Source organism: Denitratisoma sp., from assembly GCA_032027165.1.
Lineage (GTDB): Bacteria > Pseudomonadota > Gammaproteobacteria > Burkholderiales > Rhodocyclaceae > Desulfobacillus.
Window position 1 is genome coordinate 153,982 of the sequence record JAVSMO010000001.1, and the last position, 17,496, is coordinate 171,477.

Here is a 17,496-nt window from a genome sequence, read left to right on the forward strand (position 1 = left end):
CGCTGACAACCAAGATCACTGCACTAAATCTACCGAAGTATTTCCCGAAGCGCAGTAACTAACGCCTGACACTGCGCGTCCGTGCCGACCGTGATGCGCAGGAACTGCTCGATGCGCGGCTGGCGGAAGTGGCGGACGATGATGCGGCGGCTGCGCAGGGCGGCGGCGAGTTCGCCGGCGTCGCGCTGGGGGTGGCGGGCGAAGACGAAGTTGGCGGCGGAGGGCAGCACCTCGAAGCCGAGGGCGGCGAGTTCCTGCACCAGTTTCTCGCGGCTTTTGATAACGGCCTGCCGCGTCCGCTCGAAGTATTCCTTGTCCGCCATCGCCGCCACGGCGCCGGCGATGGCGAGGCGGTCGAGGGGGTAGGAGTTGAAGCTGTTCTTCACCCGTTCCAGTGCCTCGATGAGGTCGGCGTGGCCGACGGCGAAGCCGACGCGCAGGCCGGCCAGCGAGCGAGACTTGGACAGCGTCTGCACCACCAACAGGTTGGGGTATTTCGCCACCAGCGGAATCGCCGTCTCGGCGCCGAAATCCACATAGGCCTCGTCGACCACCACCACCGAATCCGGATTGGCGGCGAGCATTTGCTCGATGGCGGCGAGCGTGACCGCCCGGCCGGTCGGCGCGTTCGGGTTGGGGAAGATGATGCCGCCGTTGGGCCGCGCGTAGTCCGCCGGCCGGATCTCGAAGGCGTCCGTCAGCGGCACGGTTTCATAGGCGACGTCGTAGAGTCCGCAGTACACCGGGTAGAAGCTGTAGGTAATGTCCGGGAACAGCACCGGCCGCTCGTGCTTGAGGAGGCCGAGGAAGACGTGGGCCAGGACCTCGTCGGAACCGTTGCCGACGAAAATTTGCTTCGGCGTCACGCCGAAATAGGCGGCGACGGCCTCCTTGAGGCGGTCGGCGTTCGGGTCCGGGTAGAGGCGCAGGGTATCGCCGGTCTCGGCGCGCAGGGCCTCCAGCACCTTCGGCGAGGGGCCGTAGGGGTTTTCGTTGGTGTTCAGCTTGACCAGGTTCGGCAGCTTGGGCTGCTCGCCCGGAACGTAGGGGGTCAGGCCGCGGACGACGGCGCTCCAGTAACGGCTCATGATCGGTGGCGAAACGCTGCTGCCAGAGGGAAAATCCAATGTTATCATGCAGTCCTGAGTCACTAAATGCTGTAGCAACCGCCATGCGGCAAGCCGAAATCTCGCGCAAGACCCTGGAGACGGAAATCACCGTCCGCATCAACCTCGACGGCAGCGGCCAGTCGAAGCTGGCCACGGGCGTGCCCTTCCTCGAGCACATGCTCGACCAGGTGGCGCGCCACGGCATGATCGACCTCGAGGTTTCCGCCACGGGCGACCTGCACATCGACGCCCACCACACGGTGGAAGACGTCGGCATCACCCTCGGCCAGGCGCTGGCCAAGGCTGTCGGCGACAAGAAGGGCATCCGCCGCTACGGACATGCCTATGTGCCGCTGGATGAGGCCCTGTCGCGCGTGGTGGTCGATTTCTCCGGCCGCCCGGGGCTCACTTTCAACGTCGACTTCAGCCGGGCGATGATCGGCGAGTTCGACGTCGACCTCGCCCAGGAATTCTTCCAGGGCCTGGTCAACCACGCCCAGATCACGCTGCACATCGACAACCTGCGCGGCGAGAATGCCCACCACCAGTGCGAGACGGTGTTCAAGGCTTTCGGCCGGGCGTTGCGCATGGCGGCCGAGGCCGACCCGCGCGCCTCGGGCAGCGTGCCGTCCACCAAGGGAGCGCTCTAGGGCCCTTTCCCGCCGTCCTGCCGGCACTGACTTTTATGAACACCGTCGCTATCGTCGATTACGGCATGGGCAACCTGCGGTCGGTCGCCAAGGCAATCGAGCATGTCGCGCCGCAGGCGCGCGTGCTGGTCACCTCCGACCCCGCGGCGGTGGCCTCGGCGGATCGCGTCGTGGTGCCCGGCCAGGGCGCCATGCCGGACTGCATGCGCGAGCTGGATGCGCGCGGCCTGCGCCCGGCCGTCATCCAGGCGACGAAGGAAAAGCCCTTCCTCGGCATCTGCATCGGCCTGCAGATGCTGTTCGAATCGAGCGAGGAGGGCGACGTGGCCGGCCTCGGGGTGCTGCCCGGGCGCGTGCGCCGCTTTCCGCACGAGCAGATGGCGGCGCCCGACGGCAGCCGCCTGAAAGTGCCGCACATGGGCTGGAACGAGGTCAATCGCGCCGAGCCGCACGCCCTTTGGGAGGGTATTGCCGACGGTTCGCGCTTCTATTTCGTGCATAGCTACTACGTCGAGGCGGGCGAGCCGTCCCTGGTTGCCGCCTTCAGCGTGCATGGCATCCCCTTTACCTGCGCGGTGGCGAAGGATAATATTTTCGCCGTGCAGTTCCATCCCGAAAAAAGCGCCCAGTCCGGCCTGGCCCTGCTGGGCAACTTCATGCGCTGGAAACCCTGACGGCTTTCGACGAGCCGAAATGATTTTTCTCGACCTGTCATAAACCCTATGCTGCTGATACCTGCGATCGACCTCAAGGACGGCCACTGCGTGCGCCTGAAACAGGGCGACATGGACGACGTCACGGTGTTTTCCGAAGACCCGGCGGCAATGGCGCGGCACTGGCTGGCGCAAGGCGCCCGCCGCCTGCACCTGGTGGACCTCAACGGCGCCGTCGCCGGCAAGCCGAAGAACGAAGCGGTGATCAAGTCCATCACCGCCGCGGTGGGCGACGACATACCCGTCCAGCTGGGCGGCGGCATCCGCGACCTCGACACCATCGAGCGCTACCTCGACGACGGCATCACCTACGTCATCATCGGCACGGCAGCGGTGAAGAACCCCGGCTTCCTGCACGATGCCTGCGGCGCCTTCCCCGGCCACATTATCGTCGGACTCGACGCCAAGGACGGCAAGGTGGCGACCGACGGCTGGTCGAAGATGACCGGCCACGACGTCGTCGACCTGGCCAGGAAGTACGAGGATTATGGCGTCGAGGCGGTCGTCTACACCGACATCGGCCGCGACGGCATGCTCAGCGGCGTGAACATCGAGGCGACGGTGCGCCTGGCCCAGGCCCTGCGCATCCCGGTCATTGCCAGCGGCGGCATCGCCAGCATGAAGGACATCAAGGCCCTGTGCAAGGTCGAAGGCGAAGGCATCATGGGCGCCATCACCGGCCGCGCCATCTACGAGGGCACGCTGGACTTCAAGAAGGCCCAGGCCGAGGCGGACAAGCTCTCGAAAGGCGGCAAGTAGGCCGTTGAACCGGCCGCTTCACTCCCCATGCTCGCCAAGCGCATCATTCCCTGCCTCGACGTCAAGGCCGGCCGCGTCGTCAAGGGCATCAACTTCGAGGGCTTGCGCGACGCCGGCGACCCGGTCGAGATCGCGCGCCGCTACGACGAGCAGGGCGCCGACGAGATCACCTTCCTCGACATCACCGCCAGCAGCGACGAGCGCGACATCATCCTCCACATCGTCGAGCAGGTGGCCGAGCAGGTCTTCATCCCCCTGACGGTCGGCGGCGGCGTGCGCGTCGTCGACGACGTGCGGCGTCTGCTCAATGCCGGCGCCGACAAGGTGAGCATGAACACCGCCGCCGTGCTGAATCCGCAGCTGGTGGCGGACGCTTCCGGCAAGGTGGGTTCGCAGTGCATCGTGGTGGCCATCGATGCCAAGCAATCCGGCGACGGCCGCTGGGAGGTGTTCACCCACGGCGGCCGCAAGGGCACCGGACTGGATGCCGTCGACTGGGCGCGCCGCGTGCAGCAGCTGGGCGCCGGCGAGATCCTGCTCACCAGCATGGACCGCGACGGCACCAAGAACGGCTTCGACCTGGCGCTGACGCGCGCGATTTCCGATGCCGTCGACATTCCGGTCATTGCCAGCGGCGGCGTCGGCAACCTGGCGCATCTGGCGGAAGGGGTGCTGGAGGGGCATGCCGACGCGGTGCTGGCGGCGAGCATTTTCCACTACGGCGAATACACCGTGCGCGAGGCCAAGGAGTACATGCGCTCGCGTGGGATCGAGGTAAGGCTATGAGTGCTCTGGACGAGATCAAGTGGGACAAGGACGGCCTGGCGCCAGCTATCGCACAGGATGCCGCCACGGGCGAGATCCTGATGGTCGCCTGGATGAACCGCGAGTCGCTGGAACGCACGCTTGCCTGCGGCGAAGCGGTGTACTGGTCGCGATCGCGCAAGAAGCTCTGGCACAAGGGCGAGGAATCCGGCCACATGCAGAAGGTGCGCGAAATCCGCACCGACTGCGACAACGACGTGCTGCTGCTGAAGATCGAGCAGGTCGGCGGCATCGCCTGCCATACCGGCCGGCGCAGCTGCTTCTTCCAGAAGATCGAGGACGACCGCTGGGTAGCCGCCGATCCGGTGCTGAAGGATCCCAAGGAGATTTACAAATGATCGATTGCCACGTGCTGTACCGCCTGGCCGAGACGCTCAAGGAGCGCCGTGGCGCAGCGCCTGACTCTTCCTACGTCGCCAGCCTCTACCATAAGGGCACCGACGCCATCTGCAAGAAGATCGCCGAGGAAGCCGCCGAAGCCATCATGGCGGCGAAGGACGACGACCGCCTGCACATCGTGCGGGAGACGGCCGACCTGTGGTTCCACAGCCTGGTCCTGCTGACGCATTTCGGCCTCGGCCCGGACGACGTGCTGGCCGAGCTGCACCGCCGCGAGGGGATTTCCGGCATCGACGAGAAAAAGTCTCGAGTGGACGGCTGAGATGAGCGACTGCATCTTCTGCAGGATCGTGCGCGGGGAGATTCCCTCGAAAAAGATCTACGAGGACGAGCATGTCTTCGCCTTCCACGACATCAACCCGATCGCGCCGGTGCATTTCCTGATCATTCCCAAGGCCCACGTGCCTTCGCTCTACGAATGCGAGTCCGGCCACGAGCCGGCGCTGGGCCGCATGCTGGCCCTGGCCGGGCGGCTGGCGCGCGAGCAGGGGGCCACGGACGGCTTCCGCACCATCGTCAACACGGGTCGGGTGGGGCGGCAGGAGGTGTATCATGTGCACCTGCACGTCATCGGCGGCCCGGACGTCCTGCCGGGCATGCTCAAGCGATAGAAACAGAGGAGAGAGGCAATGGGTTCATTCAGCATCTGGCACTGGCTGATCGTTCTGCTGATCATCGTGCTGATATTCGGCACGAAGAAGCTGCGCAACATCGGCCAGGACCTGGGTGGCGCCGTGAAGGGCTTCAAGGACGGCATGAAGGAAGGCACCGCCGAGAAGTCCGCCGAGCCGCCGCAGCAGGTGACCGGCCAGACCATCGAAGGCGAAGTCAAGGAAAAAACCAAATCGTGATTGCCAGGGCGGGCCGGCCTTCGGGCCGACGACGGCAATGACCCTCGCGCTAATGTCGGGCTGAAGCCCGACCCACGATCCCATGTTCGATATCGCTTTTTCCGAGCTGATCGTCATCGCTCTGGTGGCGCTCGTCATCATCGGACCGGAGCGGCTGCCGCGCGTGGCGCGCACCGCCGGACACCTGCTCGGCCGCCTGCAGCGCTACGTCAGCGACGTCAAGGCGGACATCAACCGCGAGATCCAGATCGAGGAACTGAAGAAGATGCAGCAGCAGGTCGAGGAGTCGGCCCGCTCGCTTGAATCCAGCGTGTCGCAGGAATTTTCCAGCATGGAAAGCACGCTCAACCAGTCTCTGGCCCAGGCCGACACGCCGGCCCTTCCCTCCGAGGCGGTGGAGGCCGCTGCGCCTTTCGAGCCGCCGCCACCACCGGAAACCCCGGCTCCGGCGCCGCAGATGGAGCTCGGCTTCGACGCCCGGGAAGCGGCTTCGAAGAAGACTGCCTGAGCACGCACGATGACCGAACAGCAGGACACCTTCATCTCCCACCTGGTCGAGCTGCGGACGCGCCTGATCCGGGCCTTTCTTGCCGTCCTGGTGATTTTTCTCTGCCTGTTTCCCTGGGCCAAGGAACTCTATGCCATCGTGGCGCAACCCCTGCTGACAGCGCTGCCGCAGGGGGGGCAGATGATCGCCACCGACGTGGTCGGCGTTTTCATCGTTCCGATGAAAGTGGCCCTGCTGGTGGCGTTTCTCGCGGCGCTTCCCTATGTGCTTTACCAGGTCTGGGCCTTTGTCGCGCCGGGCCTGTACGCCCATGAGAAGAAGCTGGTCCTGCCGCTGACAGTGGTCAGCGTGCTGCTGTTCTTTCTCGGCATGGCGTTCGCCTACTTCGTCGTCTTCCCGACGGTCTTCAAGTTCATGTCCGCCATGGCGCCGGAGGGGGTTGCCTGGATGACGGACATCGAGAAATACCTGTCCTTCGTCCTCACGACCTTCATCGCCTTCGGTGTCACCTTCGAGGTGCCGGTCGCCGTGATCGTGATGGTGCGGATGGGGCTGGTCAGCATCGCCAAGCTGAAGGAAATCCGGCCCTACGTCATCGTCGGCGCCTTCGTCATCGCGGCGATCTTCACGCCGCCCGATGTGGTGTCCCAGTTCCTGCTCGCGGTGCCCCTCTGCCTGCTCTACGAACTGGGCATCGTGTTCGCCCGCTTCGTCGAGAAGCCGGCGGGCGTGTCCGACTATGTCGCGCCAAGCGACGCGGAGATGGAGCGGGAATTGGACAAGGTGGAAGCCGACTCGAAGAAGAACGGCTGAAGCAAGGCCGCAGGCGGGAGCTCCCCCCGCCGGCTATTCGCGGTTGTTGCGCTGCATCGGCGGCCGCTTGCCGATGCTGACCGGCACATCCAGTTCCTTGGCTTCACGCCGCAGCTTGAACTGGGTCGTCGAACCCGGCGTCAGGGCGGCGATCAGTTCGAGCATGCCCTGCGGGTCCTTGACCGGCTTGCCGCCGACGGCGATCAACACATCGCCCGGACGGATGCCGGCGCGGTCGGCCGGGCTGCCGCGCATGACACCGGCGATGATGGCGCCCTCGCTGGCCGGCAGCTTGAAGGACTCCGCCAGCTCCGGGGTGATTTCCTGCGCCTCGACGCCGATCCAGCCGCGCGTCACCGCGCCGGTCCTGATGATCTGTTCCATGACGCTGCGGGCGATGGAGACGGGAATCGCGAAGCCGATGCCGAGCGAGCCGCCGGTGCGCGAGTAGATCGCGGTGTTGATGCCGACCAGGTTGCCCGCGCTGTCCGTCAGCGCACCGCCGGAATTGCCCGGGTTGATGGCGGCGTCGGTCTGGATGAAGTTCTCGAAGGTGTTGATGCCGAGCTGCGTGCGGCCGAGGGCGCTGACGATGCCGTGGGTCACCGTCTGGCCGACGCCGAAGGGGTTGCCGATGGCCAGCACGACGTCGCCGACGCGCAGCGATTCGGTGGGTGCGAAGGTCACGGCGGGCAGCTTGTCGTCGACCTTGACCTGCAGCACCGCGAGGTCGGTTTCCGGATCAAGCCCGACGATGCGGGCGCGCAGGCGGCGGCCGTCGTTGGTCGCCACCTCGATCTCGTCCATGTTCTCGACGACGTGGTTGTTGGTGAGGATGTAGCCGTCCGCGCTGACGATGACGCCCGAGCCGAGGCCGGACTGGCGCTGCGGCCCGCCGAAGCGGTCTCCGAAGAAATAGCGGAAGACCGGGTCGTCGGCGAAGGGGTGGCGCGGCGTCTTCACTTCCTTGCTGGTGTAGATGTGCACCACCGAGGGCAGCGCCTTTCTGGCCGCATCGGCATAGGAGCCCGCCTTGCGGGCTTCGGCCGCGGCCGGCGTGTCGGGCGCGGCCGCCTCCTGCAGGGACACCACGGCTGGCGCCGGCCTGCCGCCGAGCCAGTCCGGCTTGAGGGTGATCACCACGAACAGGGCGGCGACGCTGACCGTGACGGCCTGGGCGAAAATAAGCCACAATCGATGCATGTGCGTATGACGATTCGAAAGGCAGATGTATGGATAGGAGTGGTTTGGCCGCATACCTCGACGGGCTGCTCGAGGCAGGGCGTTTCCGGGATTATTGCCCAAACGGCCTGCAAGTGGAAGGTCGTGCCGAGGTGCGCCGCATCGTCTGCGGCGTGACGGCCAGCCAGGCCCTGCTCGATGCGGCGCTGGCCATCGATGCCGATGCGGTGCTGGTTCATCACGGCTATTTCTGGCGCGGCGAGGACGGCCGCATCACCGGCATCCGCCGCGCCCGGCTGAAGGCGCTGCTGGAGAACGACGTCAGCCTGTTCGCCTATCACCTGCCGCTGGATGCCCATGCCGAGCTGGGCAACAATGCCCAGTGGGGCGGACTGATGGGCTGGACCGTCGATGGGCGTTTTGCCGAGCAGGACGTCGGCTTTCTCGGCAGCACGGAGGGTACGGCGGAGGAGGTTGCCGACCGGCTGGCGCTCAAGCTGGGCCGCCTGCCGCAACTGGTGGGCGATGCGTCGCGTCAGGTGAAGCGCATCGCCTGGTGCAGCGGCGGAGCGCAGGGGTATTTCGAGCAGGCCATCGCCGCCGGCGCCGATGTGTACGTCAGCGGCGAGATCTCCGAGCAGACCGTGCATTTGGCGCAGGAGTCGGGCGTGCCCTACATCGCCGCCGGCCACCATGCCACCGAGCGCTACGGCGTGCAGGCGCTCGGGGCGCACCTGGCGGAACGCTTCGGCATCGAGTGTCGCTACGTCGAGCTCGACAATCCCGTCTAAGGGCGCCTAGCAGAACGAGGCGTCGCCTCATTCTGCTAGGCGCTCCAGACCGGCCGGGATGATAGCTTGAGGTAAAATGGTTGGATGCTCCAACCATCCCTCGGCCTCGCCATCCTGCTGACAACCCTGGTGGCGCTGGGACCGCTGTCCACCGATCTCTACCTGCCCGCGCTGCCGACCCTGGCCCAGTCCTTCGCCACCGACGCGGCGCGCGTTCAGCTGACGCTCTCGGTGTTTCTCGCCGGCTTCGCCGTCGCCCAGCTCTTCTACGGCCCGCTGTCGGACCGCTACGGACGTCGGCCGGTCATGCTCTTCGGCCTGGCGCTGTACCTCGTCGCCTCCCTGGCCTGCATGCTGGCGCCGAGCATCGATACGCTGATCCTGGCGCGTTTCTTCCAGGCACTGGGCGCCTGTGCCGGGCCGGTGCTGGGCCGTGCCATCGTGCGCGACGTGTATGGGCCGGTGCAGGCGGCGCGCGTGCTCGCCTACATCAGCGGCGCCATGGCCATCGCGCCGATGATCGGGCCGCTGCTCGGCGGCTGGCTGACGGTGTGGTTCGGCTGGCGCGCCAACTTCGCCGTGCTGTCGCTGTTCTCGGCCTTGCAGGTGGCGGCGACCTTCCTGCTTCTGGGCGAGAGCAACGCCCACCGCGATCCCGGCGCGACGAGGCCGCGTCAGATCCTCGGCAATTTCAGCGAGCTGCTGTCGGCGCGCCTCTACCTGGGCTATCTGCTCTGCTTCTCTTTCTCCTACGCCGCACTGTTCTCCTTCATCTCCGGCTCCTCCTTCGTACTGATCGAGCTGTACGGCCTCAGCCCGCAGTGGTACGGGGCGAGCTTCGGTTTCGTCGTCACCGGCTACATTTCCGGCACGATGGCTTCGGGCAGGCTGACGCTGAGGCTGGGCCCGCCGCGCATGGTGCTGATGGGCGCGTTTCTGGGGACCGCGGCCGGTACGCTGATGGCAGCGCTGGCATTGCTGGAGGTGCACAGCGTGTGGGCGATATTGCTGCCGATGTTCGCCTTCATGGTGGCGACCGGACTGGTCATGCCGAATGCCATCGGCGGTGCGCTGGCGCCCTACCCGAAGATGGCCGGGTCGGCATCCGCATTGATGGGTTTCGTGCAGATGTCGCTGTCGGCAGGGGTCGGCATCGCCGTCGGGCACGCCTACGCCGGCACGGCGATTCCGATGGCCGGTGCGATCGCCCTGTGCGGCTGGATGGTGCTGTGGAGCTACTTCTTGCTGGTGCGGCGTTCCGTGCCGGCCTGAAGCTTGCTGCGGATGCGGGTGAGCAGATCGACCAGTTTGGCCGTTTCCGCCGGTGTCATGGCGGCGGCGATGCGCGTTTCATGCTGCTTGATGCGGCGCTTGAGCTGCCTGAGCAGTTTCTCGCCTTCCGCCGTGAGGACCAGGGCATTGGAGCGCCGGTCCGTGGGCGAGGCGCGCCGCTCGACGAGGCCGCGCGCCTCGAGCTGGTCGATCACGGCCACCATGGTCGACCGGTCGAGCTGGGTAGCCGAAGCGAGCAGGCTTTGCGTCATGCCCGGATTGGCGGAGATCAGGACGAGCACGCCGAAGCGTCCCGGCGAGATGTCGAAGTCCTTCAGCTCGGCGGCGAAGTCGCCGAAGACGGCGAGCTGGGCCAGGCGCAACTGGTAGCCGATCAGGCCGGGCAGGAGGTCCAGCTTGAGTTCGACTTTAGATTTGCCCTTGCCGCCTGTTTTCCTCGTCGCGCTCATGTTCGGACTGTTTGGTGTTGGATGCGGGCTGTATTCTAGCGTCTTGGGGCAGAATTGGAGCAAGCCATGAATACCATCATTCCCATGTGGGAATTGCCGTCGGTGCCGGTGGCCGGGAGCGAGGCGCAGTTTCCCGTCCGTCGCATCTATTGCGTCGGCCGCAACTACGCCGAGCACGCGCGCGAGATGGGCGGCAATCCCGACCGCGAGCCGCCGTTCTTTTTCATGAAGCCGGCCGATGCCGCCTTCACCGGCGAGTGCATGGAATACCCGTCGAAGACGGCCGATCTCCAGCACGAGATCGAGCTGGTGGTGGCGCTGTCGCGCGGCGGCCGCGACATTGCCGCCTCCGCCGCGCTCGACTGCGTGTTCGGCTATGCCGTCGGCCTCGACATGACGCGCCGCGACATCCAGGGCGAGCTGAAGGCGAAGGGGCGCTCGTGGGAGATGGGCAAGGCCTTCGACCAGTCGGCGCCGATCTCTTCGATCGTTCCGGCCACCCGCTGCGGCCATCCGCAGCGCGGCGCCATCACCCTTGCGGTGAATAGTCAGTCCCGCCAGCACGGCGACCTGGCCGACATGATCTGGCCGGTGGCCGACATCATCGCCAACCTGTCCGGCTATGTGGCGCTGCAGCCGGGCGACCTCATTTTCACCGGCACGCCGGCCGGCGTCGGGCGGGTGGTGCCGGGCGACCGGTTGGAAGGCGGCATCGAAGGCGTGGGCACCTTGGCCGTGACGATTGGCGGTAAGATGGCGACCGCACGAACATGAAACAGCCCTGCCCGAAACGCCAAATCTTCGAACACCTCGCCCGCGTCGGCAAGGGGCTGGCGCACGCGTCGCGGCTGGACCTGCTCAATGCCCTGGCGCAGGGCGAGCGCAGCGTCGATGCGCTCGCCAAGGTGTGCGGCATGCCGATTCCCAACGCCTCGCATCACCTGCTGATTCTCAAGGATTGCGGGCTGGCCGCCTCGCGCAAGGAGGGCTTGCAGGTTTTCTACCGGCTGGCTTTGCCCGAGGTGGCCACGGCGTATGCCGCCGTGCGGCGCATAGCCGAGCAGCAGCTTGCCGAGGTGGATCGGATCGTGCGCGAGAACTTCGAGTCGCGCGATGCGCTGCAGCCGGTGCGGCGCGAGGAACTGCTCAAGATGGCGCGCCGCGGCGAAGCGATGGTGATCGACGTGCGCCCGGCCGAGGAATATGCCGCCGGCCACATCGCCGGCGCCGTCAGCATGCCGCTCGATGCCCTGCCGCGCTTTCTCAAGAAGCTGCCGAAGGAGCAGGACATCGTCGCCTACTGCCGCGGCCCCTACTGCATGCTGGCCATCGAGGCGGTGGAGAAGCTGCGAAAGAAAGGCTTTCGCGCGCGCCGGCTGGAGGACGGCTTCCCCGAGTGGAAGGCCGAGCGCCTGCCGGTTGCCGTCATTTCGGGGGGCGCGCGCCGGGACGCTTCGGGGTAGGCCTCCAGATGACCGCGATCACGCCGAATTTCGTGCTGTAGGCCTTGGCACGAAGCTTGCCGAGCGTGACGGGCCTGCCGCCATCCGGCAACGCCGTCAGCACCAGTTCCGTCAGTTCGTCCTCGGTCGGATGGACCGTGCCCTGCGACTGCCAGACCTTGATGCCGCCGCAGCCGTCGCGGTCGAGGAGCAGCGCCCTGTCCGGCCCGAGAGCCGGCAGGCGGATGAGCACGCCATAGGACGTGTCGTAGGCCCGCGCCAGCCCGGCAGAGGTCACGACATTCCTGCCCCCTTCTGGAGTCGCGCTGGCTTCCAGGGCGAGAAGCTCGTCGTCGCCGAGCGGGGACGGGTCTCCCGCATGCCAGACCCGATAGCGGCCGTCCGGCTGGAGCTGGACGAGCAGCGCCGTATCCTCGGCGGCGGCGGGCAGGGCGAGTGCGGCGATGGCGACTGCGACAAGGCGGAACAATCCCCTCAGCGTCCCTGAGTGGGCTGCGGCCGGGGTGGAGTGGGCATGGCTTGCCATCGTTCCGCTGCGATCCTATTCTTCAAAAGATCTTTTGAATATGTTACTCCATGCCCGGGGGGCAGTCATGAAACGCATCACCGTCATCGGCACCGGTTTCGCCGCGCTTTCCGCGGTGCGCAGGCTGCGGCAGCTCGACCGCCAGGTCGAGATCACCGTCATCGGGCCGCGGCCCGAACTGGTCTTCCTGCCCAGCCTGATCTGGATTCCCTCCGGCCAGCGCAAGGCCGGGGACTTGCGCATATCGTTGCAGGAGTTTTTCCGAAAAAGCGACATCCGCTTTCATGCCGGGGAGGCGACCGGCCTGGAGAACGGCGGCCGCACCGTGCTGACTTCGGCCGGGCCGGTGGACAACGACGGCCTGATCGTCGCCTGCGGCGGGCGCTTCATCAAGAAGCTGCCGGGCATCGAACACGCCATCCTGCCCTGCGAAGGCATCGTGGCGGCGGAGCGCCTGCGCGACCGGGTTCAGGCGATGCAGGAGGGTGCCATCGCACTCGGCTTCGCCGGCAACCCGAACGAGCCCTCGGCCATGCGCGGCGGGCCGATCTTCGAGTTTCTTTTCGGCCTCGACACGCAACTCAGGCGCGAAGGCCGGCGCGACAGGATTCGGCTGACGTTCTTCAATCCCATGCCGAATCCGGGCAACCGCCTCGGCGAGAAGGCGGTGCAGCGCCTGCTCGCCGAGATGAAGCGCCGCGACATCGCCACCCATCTCGGCCACAAGATGGCCGGTTTCGAGGCCGGCAAGGTGAAAACCGAAGGCGGCGAATTCCCCGCCGACCTCATCGTCTTCATGCCGGGCCTCACCGGCAACGCCTGGTTCGACAACACCGACCTGCCGCGCTCGCCGGGCGGGCTGATCAAGGCCGACGCGCAGTGCCGGGTCGAGGGGCGCGAGCGGGTCTACGTGGCGGGCGATGCCGGCAGCTTTCCCGGCCCCGACTGGATGCCGAAGCAGGCGCACATGGCCGATCTCCAGGCGGAGACGGCGGCAGAGAACCTGCTGGCCGAGATGAAGGGCGAGACTGCAGACAAGACGTTCAAAGTCGAACTGCTGTGCATCGTCGACACGCTCGATTCGGGTATGCTGGTCAAGCGCACGCCCGATGGCAGCCTGGCGCTGCCGCCGCTCGGCCTGATGCACAACGCCAAGGCCTTCTTCGAGTCCTGGTACCTGCGGCGCTACCGCTGACCTGCGAGCGGCTCGCGCAGCACCCTGACCAGGTGGCGCGCGATTTCCCCCGGCGTGCGCTTGCCCGGGCGGTACCAGGTGCGCGTCCAGTTGAGCGCGCCGAGCAGCTGCAGGCGCAGCAGGTGGCGGTCGACGCCGGCCGGCAACGGCAGCGCCTCGATCAGTCGCCGATAAAGCGTCTCGAAGCGGTCGCGCTCGGCGCGCAGTTGCCGTTGCATTTCCGGAGAATTGAAGAGGAACAGGCTCGCGCCGGTCCATACCGTCAGGTCGTTGCCGGAGACCAGGTGCTGGATGTGCACCGTGCAGGCGGCCTCCAGCCGCTGCCAGGGGTCGCGTGCCGCGGCGATCGCCGCCTCGACGGCGCGCGCCACCTCGCGCATGCCGGCGGTATGGGCGGCGACGAACAGGTCGTCCTTCGAGGCGAAGTGGTAGTACACCGAGCCGGGCTGGATGCCGGCGGCCTGGGCGATGTCGCGGATTGAGGTGCGGGCGAAGCCCTTGCGGCTGAACTCGCGCGCCGCCACCGCCAGCAGGTGCTCGCGCGCCAGGAGCGGCGCTTCCCCCGCCAATACGCCGCCACGGCGGGCGCCGATGCGCTCGAGCGCGGCCTTCTGCGCGGCGTTCAGGCGCGCCGGCCCCAGCTTCCTCAGCGCGGCGGCGCGCTTCGCCGCGGTCTCGAGATGGTGGCGCTGCCAGATCCAGCGCACCCCGGCGGCCGAGACCTTGAGCCCCTTGTCCGCAATCGCCCCGGCCACGCGCGCCTGGCCCCATTCGGGGTGCTCATGGGCGTGGCGCAGCACGGCGCGCTCGACTTCCTGGCGACGGCTGGCAGGGGTGGGGGGCTTGGCCATGCGCGCACTCTAGCCCAAAACTAACTAACCTAACAACTGTTTGACAAAGTTAGTTTTGGCGGCGTAAGGTGGCATCGCGTTGTGGCGACGACCACAAAAAGAACGCACACCAATAACGAGGAGGAGACAAATGCGTATCCGCAAACTGGCTGTATTGCTGTCCACCCTGTGCGCCGCCGGCGCGGCGCTGGCCGACATCACCATCGGCGTCAGCGTGTCGGCCACCGGCCCGGCCGCTTCCCTGGGCATTCCCGAGAAGAACACCGTCGCCCTGCTGCCGCAGACCATCGCCGGCGAGAAGGTGAAATGGGTGGTGCTCGACGACGCCACCGACACGACCACGGCGGTGAAGAACGCGCGCAAGTTCGTTTCCGAGGACAAGGCCGACGTGCTCATCGCCGCCACCGCCACGCCGACCTCGGTGGCGATCCTCGAGGTGGCCTTCGAGACGAAGACGCCGCAGATCGCCATGGCGCCGGTGCCGCCGGCCGGCGAGAAGTCGGCCTGGATCTTCTCGACGCCGCAGAGCTTCGGCCTGATGGCCACCGCCATCGTCGACCACATGGCGGCGAACGGCGTGAAGACCGTCGGCTTCATCGGCTATGCCGATCCCTATGGTGAACTCTGGCTGAAGGCCATGCAGGGCGCGGCCGAGCCGAAAGGCATCAAGCTCGTCGCCGTAGAGCGCTACCAGCGCAACGACACCAGCGTCGCCGGCCAGGCGCTCAAGCTGCTCTCGGCGAATCCGGATGCGGTGCTCGTCGCCGGCTCCGGGACGCCGGCGGTGCTGCCGCAGTCGACCCTGGTCGAGCGCGGCTACAAGGGCAAGTTCTACCAGACGCACGGCATCGCCAACCGCGACTTCCTGCGCGTCGGCGGCAAGAACGTCGAGGGCACGATCTTCCCGGTGGGACCGATGCTGCTGGCCGAACAGCTGCCCGATTCGCATCCGTCGAAGAAGCCGGCGCTCGACTACGTCAAGCTCTACGAGGGCGCGCACGGTCCGAACAGCCGCAGCACCTTCGGCGCCCACGCCTACGACGCCTACCTGCTGCTCACCCGCGTCGTGCCGGAGGCCATGAAGAAGGCCAAGCCGGGCACCCCGGAGTTCCGCGCCGCCCTGCGCGAGGCGCTGGAGAACGTCAAGGAGCTGCCCGCCGCCCACGGCGTGTTCAGCATGTCGCCGACCAACCACAACGGCTTCGACGCCCGCGCCGCCATCATGGCGACCGTGGCCAACGGCGACTGGAAGCTGCTGAAGTGAGCAAGGCGCCGTTTGCCAGCCTGCACTTCGCGCCGGCAGCGGTCGAGGTCGACCGGCGCGCCGACGGCGCGCTGGTGCTGCGCTCTCCGCAGAAACTGGTGGCCTATGCGCGCTGCCTAGGCGAGCACCTCGAACGCTGGGCGCGGGAAGCGCCGGAGCGCTGCTTCCTCGCCGAGCGTGTTGGCGCCGACTGGCGCCGGCTGACTTACGGCGAGGCGCTGGCCGAGGCCCGCGCCATCGGCGCCGCGCTGCTGGCGCGCGGCCTTTCGGCCGAACGGCCGGCGATGGTGCTCTCGGACAATGCCATCGACCATGCCCTGCTGATGCTCGGCGCCCTGCACGTCGGCGTGCCGATCGCTCCCATTTCGCCGGCGTATTCCCTGATGTCGAAGGACTATGCCAAGGTGAAGGCCATCGCCGGGCTGCTCCAGCCCGGTCTGGTGTATGCCGCCGACGGCGCCAAGTTCGCCAGCGTGCTGCAGGCGGTGGACTTTGGCGGCGCCGAGATCGTGCTCGGCGCCAATCCGCCGGCCGGGCTGAAGGCGACCGCCTTTGCCGACCTGCGCCAGGCGCCGGGGGCGGAGGTGGACCGCGCCTACGCGGCGGTCGGTCCCGACAGCGTGGCGAAGTTCCTGTTCACCTCCGGCTCGACCGGCGAGCCGAAAGGCGTCATCAATACCCAGCGCATGCTCTGCTCGAACCAGCAGGCCATCGCACAGGTCTGGCCCTTCCTCGCCGAGACGCCGCCGGTGATCGTCGACTGGCTGCCGTGGAACCACACCTTCGGCGCCAACCACAACTTCAACATGGTGCTGCGAAACGGCGGCACGCTCTACATCGACGACGGCAAGCCGGTGCCCGGCCTCATCGAGAAGACCGTGGCCAACCTGCGCGAGGTGTCGCCGACCCTCTACTTCAACGTGCCGCGCGGCTTCGACGCGCTGATTCCCTTCCTGGAGAAGGACGCCGCGCTGCGCAAGAGCTTCTTCCGCGACCTGCAGATGATTTTTTACGCCGCCGCCGCCCTGCCGCAGAACCTGTGGGAGAAGCTGGAAGACCTCTCGGTGCAGGAGCGCGGCAAGCGCACGGTGATGGTGTCGGCCTGGGGCGCGACGGAAACCGCGCCGATGGTGACCACGGTGCACTTCGAGATCGACCGTGCCGGCGTCATCGGCCTGCCGGCGCCCGGCACCGAGGTGAAGCTGGTGCCGAACGAGAACAAGCTGGAGCTGCGCGTGCGCGGCCCCAACGTCACGCCCGGCTACTGGAAGCGGGCGGACCTGACGCAGGCGGCCTTCGACGAGGAAGGCTTCTACCGCATCGGCGACGCCGGCCGCTTCGCCGATCCCAAGGAACCGGCAAAGGGCATCGAGTTCGACGGCCGCATCGCCGAGGACTTCAAGCTGATGAGCGGCGTCTGGGTGCATGTCGGGGCGATTCGGGTCAAGGCGCTCGCTGCCCTGGCACCCGTGGCGCAAGACCTCGTCGTCACCGGGCACGACCGCGAGGAGGCCGGTTTCCTCGTCTTCGCCAATCCGCCGGGCTGCCGCGGCCTCTGCCCGGACCTGCCGGCGGACGCGCCGCTGGAGCAGGTGCTGGCCGACGCGCGCGTCGCCGCGCGCCTGAAGGAGGGCATGGCGAAGTTGAAGCAGGAGGGCGGCGGCAGCTCGACCTACGCCACGCGCGCGCTGCTGATGGCGGAGCCGCCGTCGATCGACGCCAACGAGATCACCGACAAGGGCTACATCAACCAGCGTGCCGTGCTTTCGCGCCGCGCTGCACTGGTCGCGCGTTTGTATGCGGAGCCTCACGACGTCTCGGTGATAGCGATCTAAAAGTCAGTCCCCACGGTACG

23 protein-coding genes are annotated in these 17,496 nt (G+C 67.1%); 18 read left to right on the forward strand and 5 right to left on the reverse strand.

Annotated elements, in window-relative coordinates; translation table 11 throughout:
• Positions 1 to 29: 29 nt before the first annotated feature.
• On the reverse strand, positions 30 to 1,088 hold the full coding sequence (gene hisC / locus ROZ00_00805) for a histidinol-phosphate transaminase (protein MDT3734747.1): 1,059 nt from the start codon (positions 1,086 to 1,088) through the stop codon (positions 30 to 32).
• Positions 1,089 to 1,171: 83 nt separating this feature from the next.
• Between hisC and hisB the strand changes: the two genes are divergently transcribed.
• The 10 genes from hisB to tatC all read left to right on the forward strand — a co-directional run bounded on the left by hisB (position 1,172) and on the right by tatC (position 6,627).
• Positions 1,172 to 1,759, forward strand: coding sequence for an imidazoleglycerol-phosphate dehydratase HisB (gene hisB / locus ROZ00_00810; protein MDT3734748.1), 588 nt, complete (start codon positions 1,172 to 1,174; stop codon positions 1,757 to 1,759).
• Positions 1,760 to 1,794: 35 nt separating this feature from the next.
• The gene (gene hisH / locus ROZ00_00815) at positions 1,795 to 2,433 is read left to right on the forward strand and encodes an imidazole glycerol phosphate synthase subunit HisH (protein MDT3734749.1); all 639 of its coding nucleotides are present in this window, start codon (positions 1,795 to 1,797) and stop codon (positions 2,431 to 2,433) included.
• A gap of 48 nt (positions 2,434 to 2,481) precedes the next feature.
• Positions 2,482 to 3,231, forward strand: a complete 750-nt coding sequence (gene hisA, locus ROZ00_00820) for a 1-(5-phosphoribosyl)-5-[(5-phosphoribosylamino)methylideneamino]imidazole-4-carboxamide isomerase (GenBank protein MDT3734750.1) — start codon at positions 2,482 to 2,484, stop codon at positions 3,229 to 3,231.
• A 27-nt stretch (positions 3,232 to 3,258) separates the two neighbouring features.
• Entirely contained in the window at positions 3,259 to 4,017 is a 759-nt protein-coding gene (hisF, locus tag ROZ00_00825) for an imidazole glycerol phosphate synthase subunit HisF (GenBank protein ID MDT3734751.1), read from the forward strand.
• Complete coding sequence (gene hisI, locus ROZ00_00830; protein MDT3734752.1) at positions 4,014 to 4,394, forward strand: phosphoribosyl-AMP cyclohydrolase; 381 nt, start codon at positions 4,014 to 4,016, stop codon at positions 4,392 to 4,394. Before hisF ends, hisI begins: the two co-directional genes overlap by 4 nt.
• Positions 4,391 to 4,717, forward strand: coding sequence for a phosphoribosyl-ATP diphosphatase (locus ROZ00_00835; GenBank protein MDT3734753.1), 327 nt, complete (start codon positions 4,391 to 4,393; stop codon positions 4,715 to 4,717). Before hisI ends, ROZ00_00835 begins: the two co-directional genes overlap by 4 nt.
• 1 nt (position 4,718) lies before the next feature.
• Entirely contained in the window at positions 4,719 to 5,066 is a 348-nt protein-coding gene (locus tag ROZ00_00840; protein ID MDT3734754.1) for a histidine triad nucleotide-binding protein, read from the forward strand.
• An 18-nt stretch (positions 5,067 to 5,084) separates the two neighbouring features.
• Positions 5,085 to 5,306 carry a Sec-independent protein translocase subunit TatA gene (gene tatA, locus ROZ00_00845; protein MDT3734755.1) on the forward strand — a complete coding sequence of 74 codons (222 nt, stop codon included), beginning with the start codon at positions 5,085 to 5,087 and terminating at the stop codon, positions 5,304 to 5,306.
• Between the two features lie 82 nt (positions 5,307 to 5,388).
• Positions 5,389 to 5,814: a Sec-independent protein translocase protein TatB gene (tatB, locus tag ROZ00_00850; GenBank protein ID MDT3734756.1), complete on the forward strand. Its 426-nt coding sequence runs from the start codon at positions 5,389 to 5,391 to the stop codon at positions 5,812 to 5,814.
• A gap of 9 nt (positions 5,815 to 5,823) precedes the next feature.
• A complete protein-coding gene (gene tatC, locus ROZ00_00855; protein ID MDT3734757.1) occupies positions 5,824 to 6,627 on the forward strand; it encodes a twin-arginine translocase subunit TatC in 804 nt (267 codons plus the stop codon).
• Positions 6,628 to 6,660: 33 nt separating this feature from the next.
• On the opposite strand, the gene ROZ00_00860 is transcribed toward tatC, so the two are convergent.
• Entirely contained in the window at positions 6,661 to 7,830 is a 1,170-nt protein-coding gene (locus ROZ00_00860) for a Do family serine endopeptidase (GenBank protein MDT3734758.1), read from the reverse strand.
• Positions 7,831 to 7,859: 29 nt separating this feature from the next.
• On the opposite strand from ROZ00_00860, the gene ROZ00_00865 reads away from it, so the two are divergent.
• Positions 7,860 to 8,600 carry a Nif3-like dinuclear metal center hexameric protein gene (locus ROZ00_00865; GenBank protein MDT3734759.1) on the forward strand — a complete coding sequence of 247 codons (741 nt, stop codon included), beginning with the start codon at positions 7,860 to 7,862 and terminating at the stop codon, positions 8,598 to 8,600.
• 84 nt (positions 8,601 to 8,684) lie between these two features.
• Positions 8,685 to 9,872 carry a multidrug effflux MFS transporter gene (locus ROZ00_00870; protein ID MDT3734760.1) on the forward strand — a complete coding sequence of 396 codons (1,188 nt, stop codon included), beginning with the start codon at positions 8,685 to 8,687 and terminating at the stop codon, positions 9,870 to 9,872.
• Here the strand turns inward: ROZ00_00870 and ROZ00_00875 are convergent.
• Positions 9,836 to 10,342, reverse strand: a complete 507-nt coding sequence (locus ROZ00_00875) for a MarR family transcriptional regulator (GenBank protein MDT3734761.1) — start codon at positions 10,340 to 10,342, stop codon at positions 9,836 to 9,838. The genes ROZ00_00870 and ROZ00_00875 overlap by 37 nt on opposite strands.
• Positions 10,343 to 10,408: 66 nt before the next feature.
• Between ROZ00_00875 and ROZ00_00880 the strand changes: the two genes are divergently transcribed.
• Together ROZ00_00880 and ROZ00_00885 are read left to right on the forward strand one after the other, a co-directional pair.
• A complete protein-coding gene (locus ROZ00_00880) occupies positions 10,409 to 11,116 on the forward strand; it encodes a fumarylacetoacetate hydrolase family protein (GenBank protein ID MDT3734762.1) in 708 nt (235 codons plus the stop codon).
• On the forward strand, positions 11,113 to 11,805 hold the full coding sequence (locus tag ROZ00_00885; protein ID MDT3734763.1) for a metalloregulator ArsR/SmtB family transcription factor: 693 nt from the start codon (positions 11,113 to 11,115) through the stop codon (positions 11,803 to 11,805). Before ROZ00_00880 ends, ROZ00_00885 begins: the two co-directional genes overlap by 4 nt.
• On the opposite strand, the gene ROZ00_00890 is transcribed toward ROZ00_00885, so the two are convergent.
• Positions 11,768 to 12,082 (reverse strand): hypothetical protein, encoded by a 315-nt coding sequence (locus tag ROZ00_00890; protein MDT3734764.1) that lies wholly within the window; start codon positions 12,080 to 12,082, stop codon positions 11,768 to 11,770. The two genes, ROZ00_00885 and ROZ00_00890, sit on opposite strands and share 38 nt — an antisense overlap.
• A gap of 81 nt (positions 12,083 to 12,163) precedes the next feature.
• Here ROZ00_00890 and ROZ00_00895 point away from each other — a divergent pair, with 81 nt between their 5' ends.
• Together ROZ00_00895 and ROZ00_00900 are read left to right on the forward strand one after the other, a co-directional pair.
• The gene (locus ROZ00_00895) at positions 12,164 to 12,292 is read left to right on the forward strand and encodes a hypothetical protein (protein ID MDT3734765.1); all 129 of its coding nucleotides are present in this window, start codon (positions 12,164 to 12,166) and stop codon (positions 12,290 to 12,292) included.
• A gap of 106 nt (positions 12,293 to 12,398) precedes the next feature.
• Positions 12,399 to 13,526: an FAD-dependent oxidoreductase gene (locus ROZ00_00900; GenBank protein MDT3734766.1), complete on the forward strand. Its 1,128-nt coding sequence runs from the start codon at positions 12,399 to 12,401 to the stop codon at positions 13,524 to 13,526.
• Here ROZ00_00900 and ROZ00_00905 read toward each other — a convergent pair.
• Entirely contained in the window at positions 13,517 to 14,377 is an 861-nt protein-coding gene (locus ROZ00_00905) for a TetR family transcriptional regulator (protein MDT3734767.1), read from the reverse strand. The two genes, ROZ00_00900 and ROZ00_00905, sit on opposite strands and share 10 nt — an antisense overlap.
• A 130-nt stretch (positions 14,378 to 14,507) precedes the next feature.
• Between ROZ00_00905 and ROZ00_00910 the strand changes: the two genes are divergently transcribed.
• Both ROZ00_00910 and ROZ00_00915 read left to right on the forward strand, forming a co-directional pair.
• Positions 14,508 to 15,641, forward strand: a complete 1,134-nt coding sequence (locus ROZ00_00910) for an ABC transporter substrate-binding protein (GenBank protein MDT3734768.1) — start codon at positions 14,508 to 14,510, stop codon at positions 15,639 to 15,641.
• Positions 15,638 to 17,476: a feruloyl-CoA synthase gene (locus ROZ00_00915; protein MDT3734769.1), complete on the forward strand. Its 1,839-nt coding sequence runs from the start codon at positions 15,638 to 15,640 to the stop codon at positions 17,474 to 17,476. Before ROZ00_00910 ends, ROZ00_00915 begins: the two co-directional genes overlap by 4 nt.
• The last annotated feature ends 20 nt before the right edge of the window (positions 17,477 to 17,496 follow it).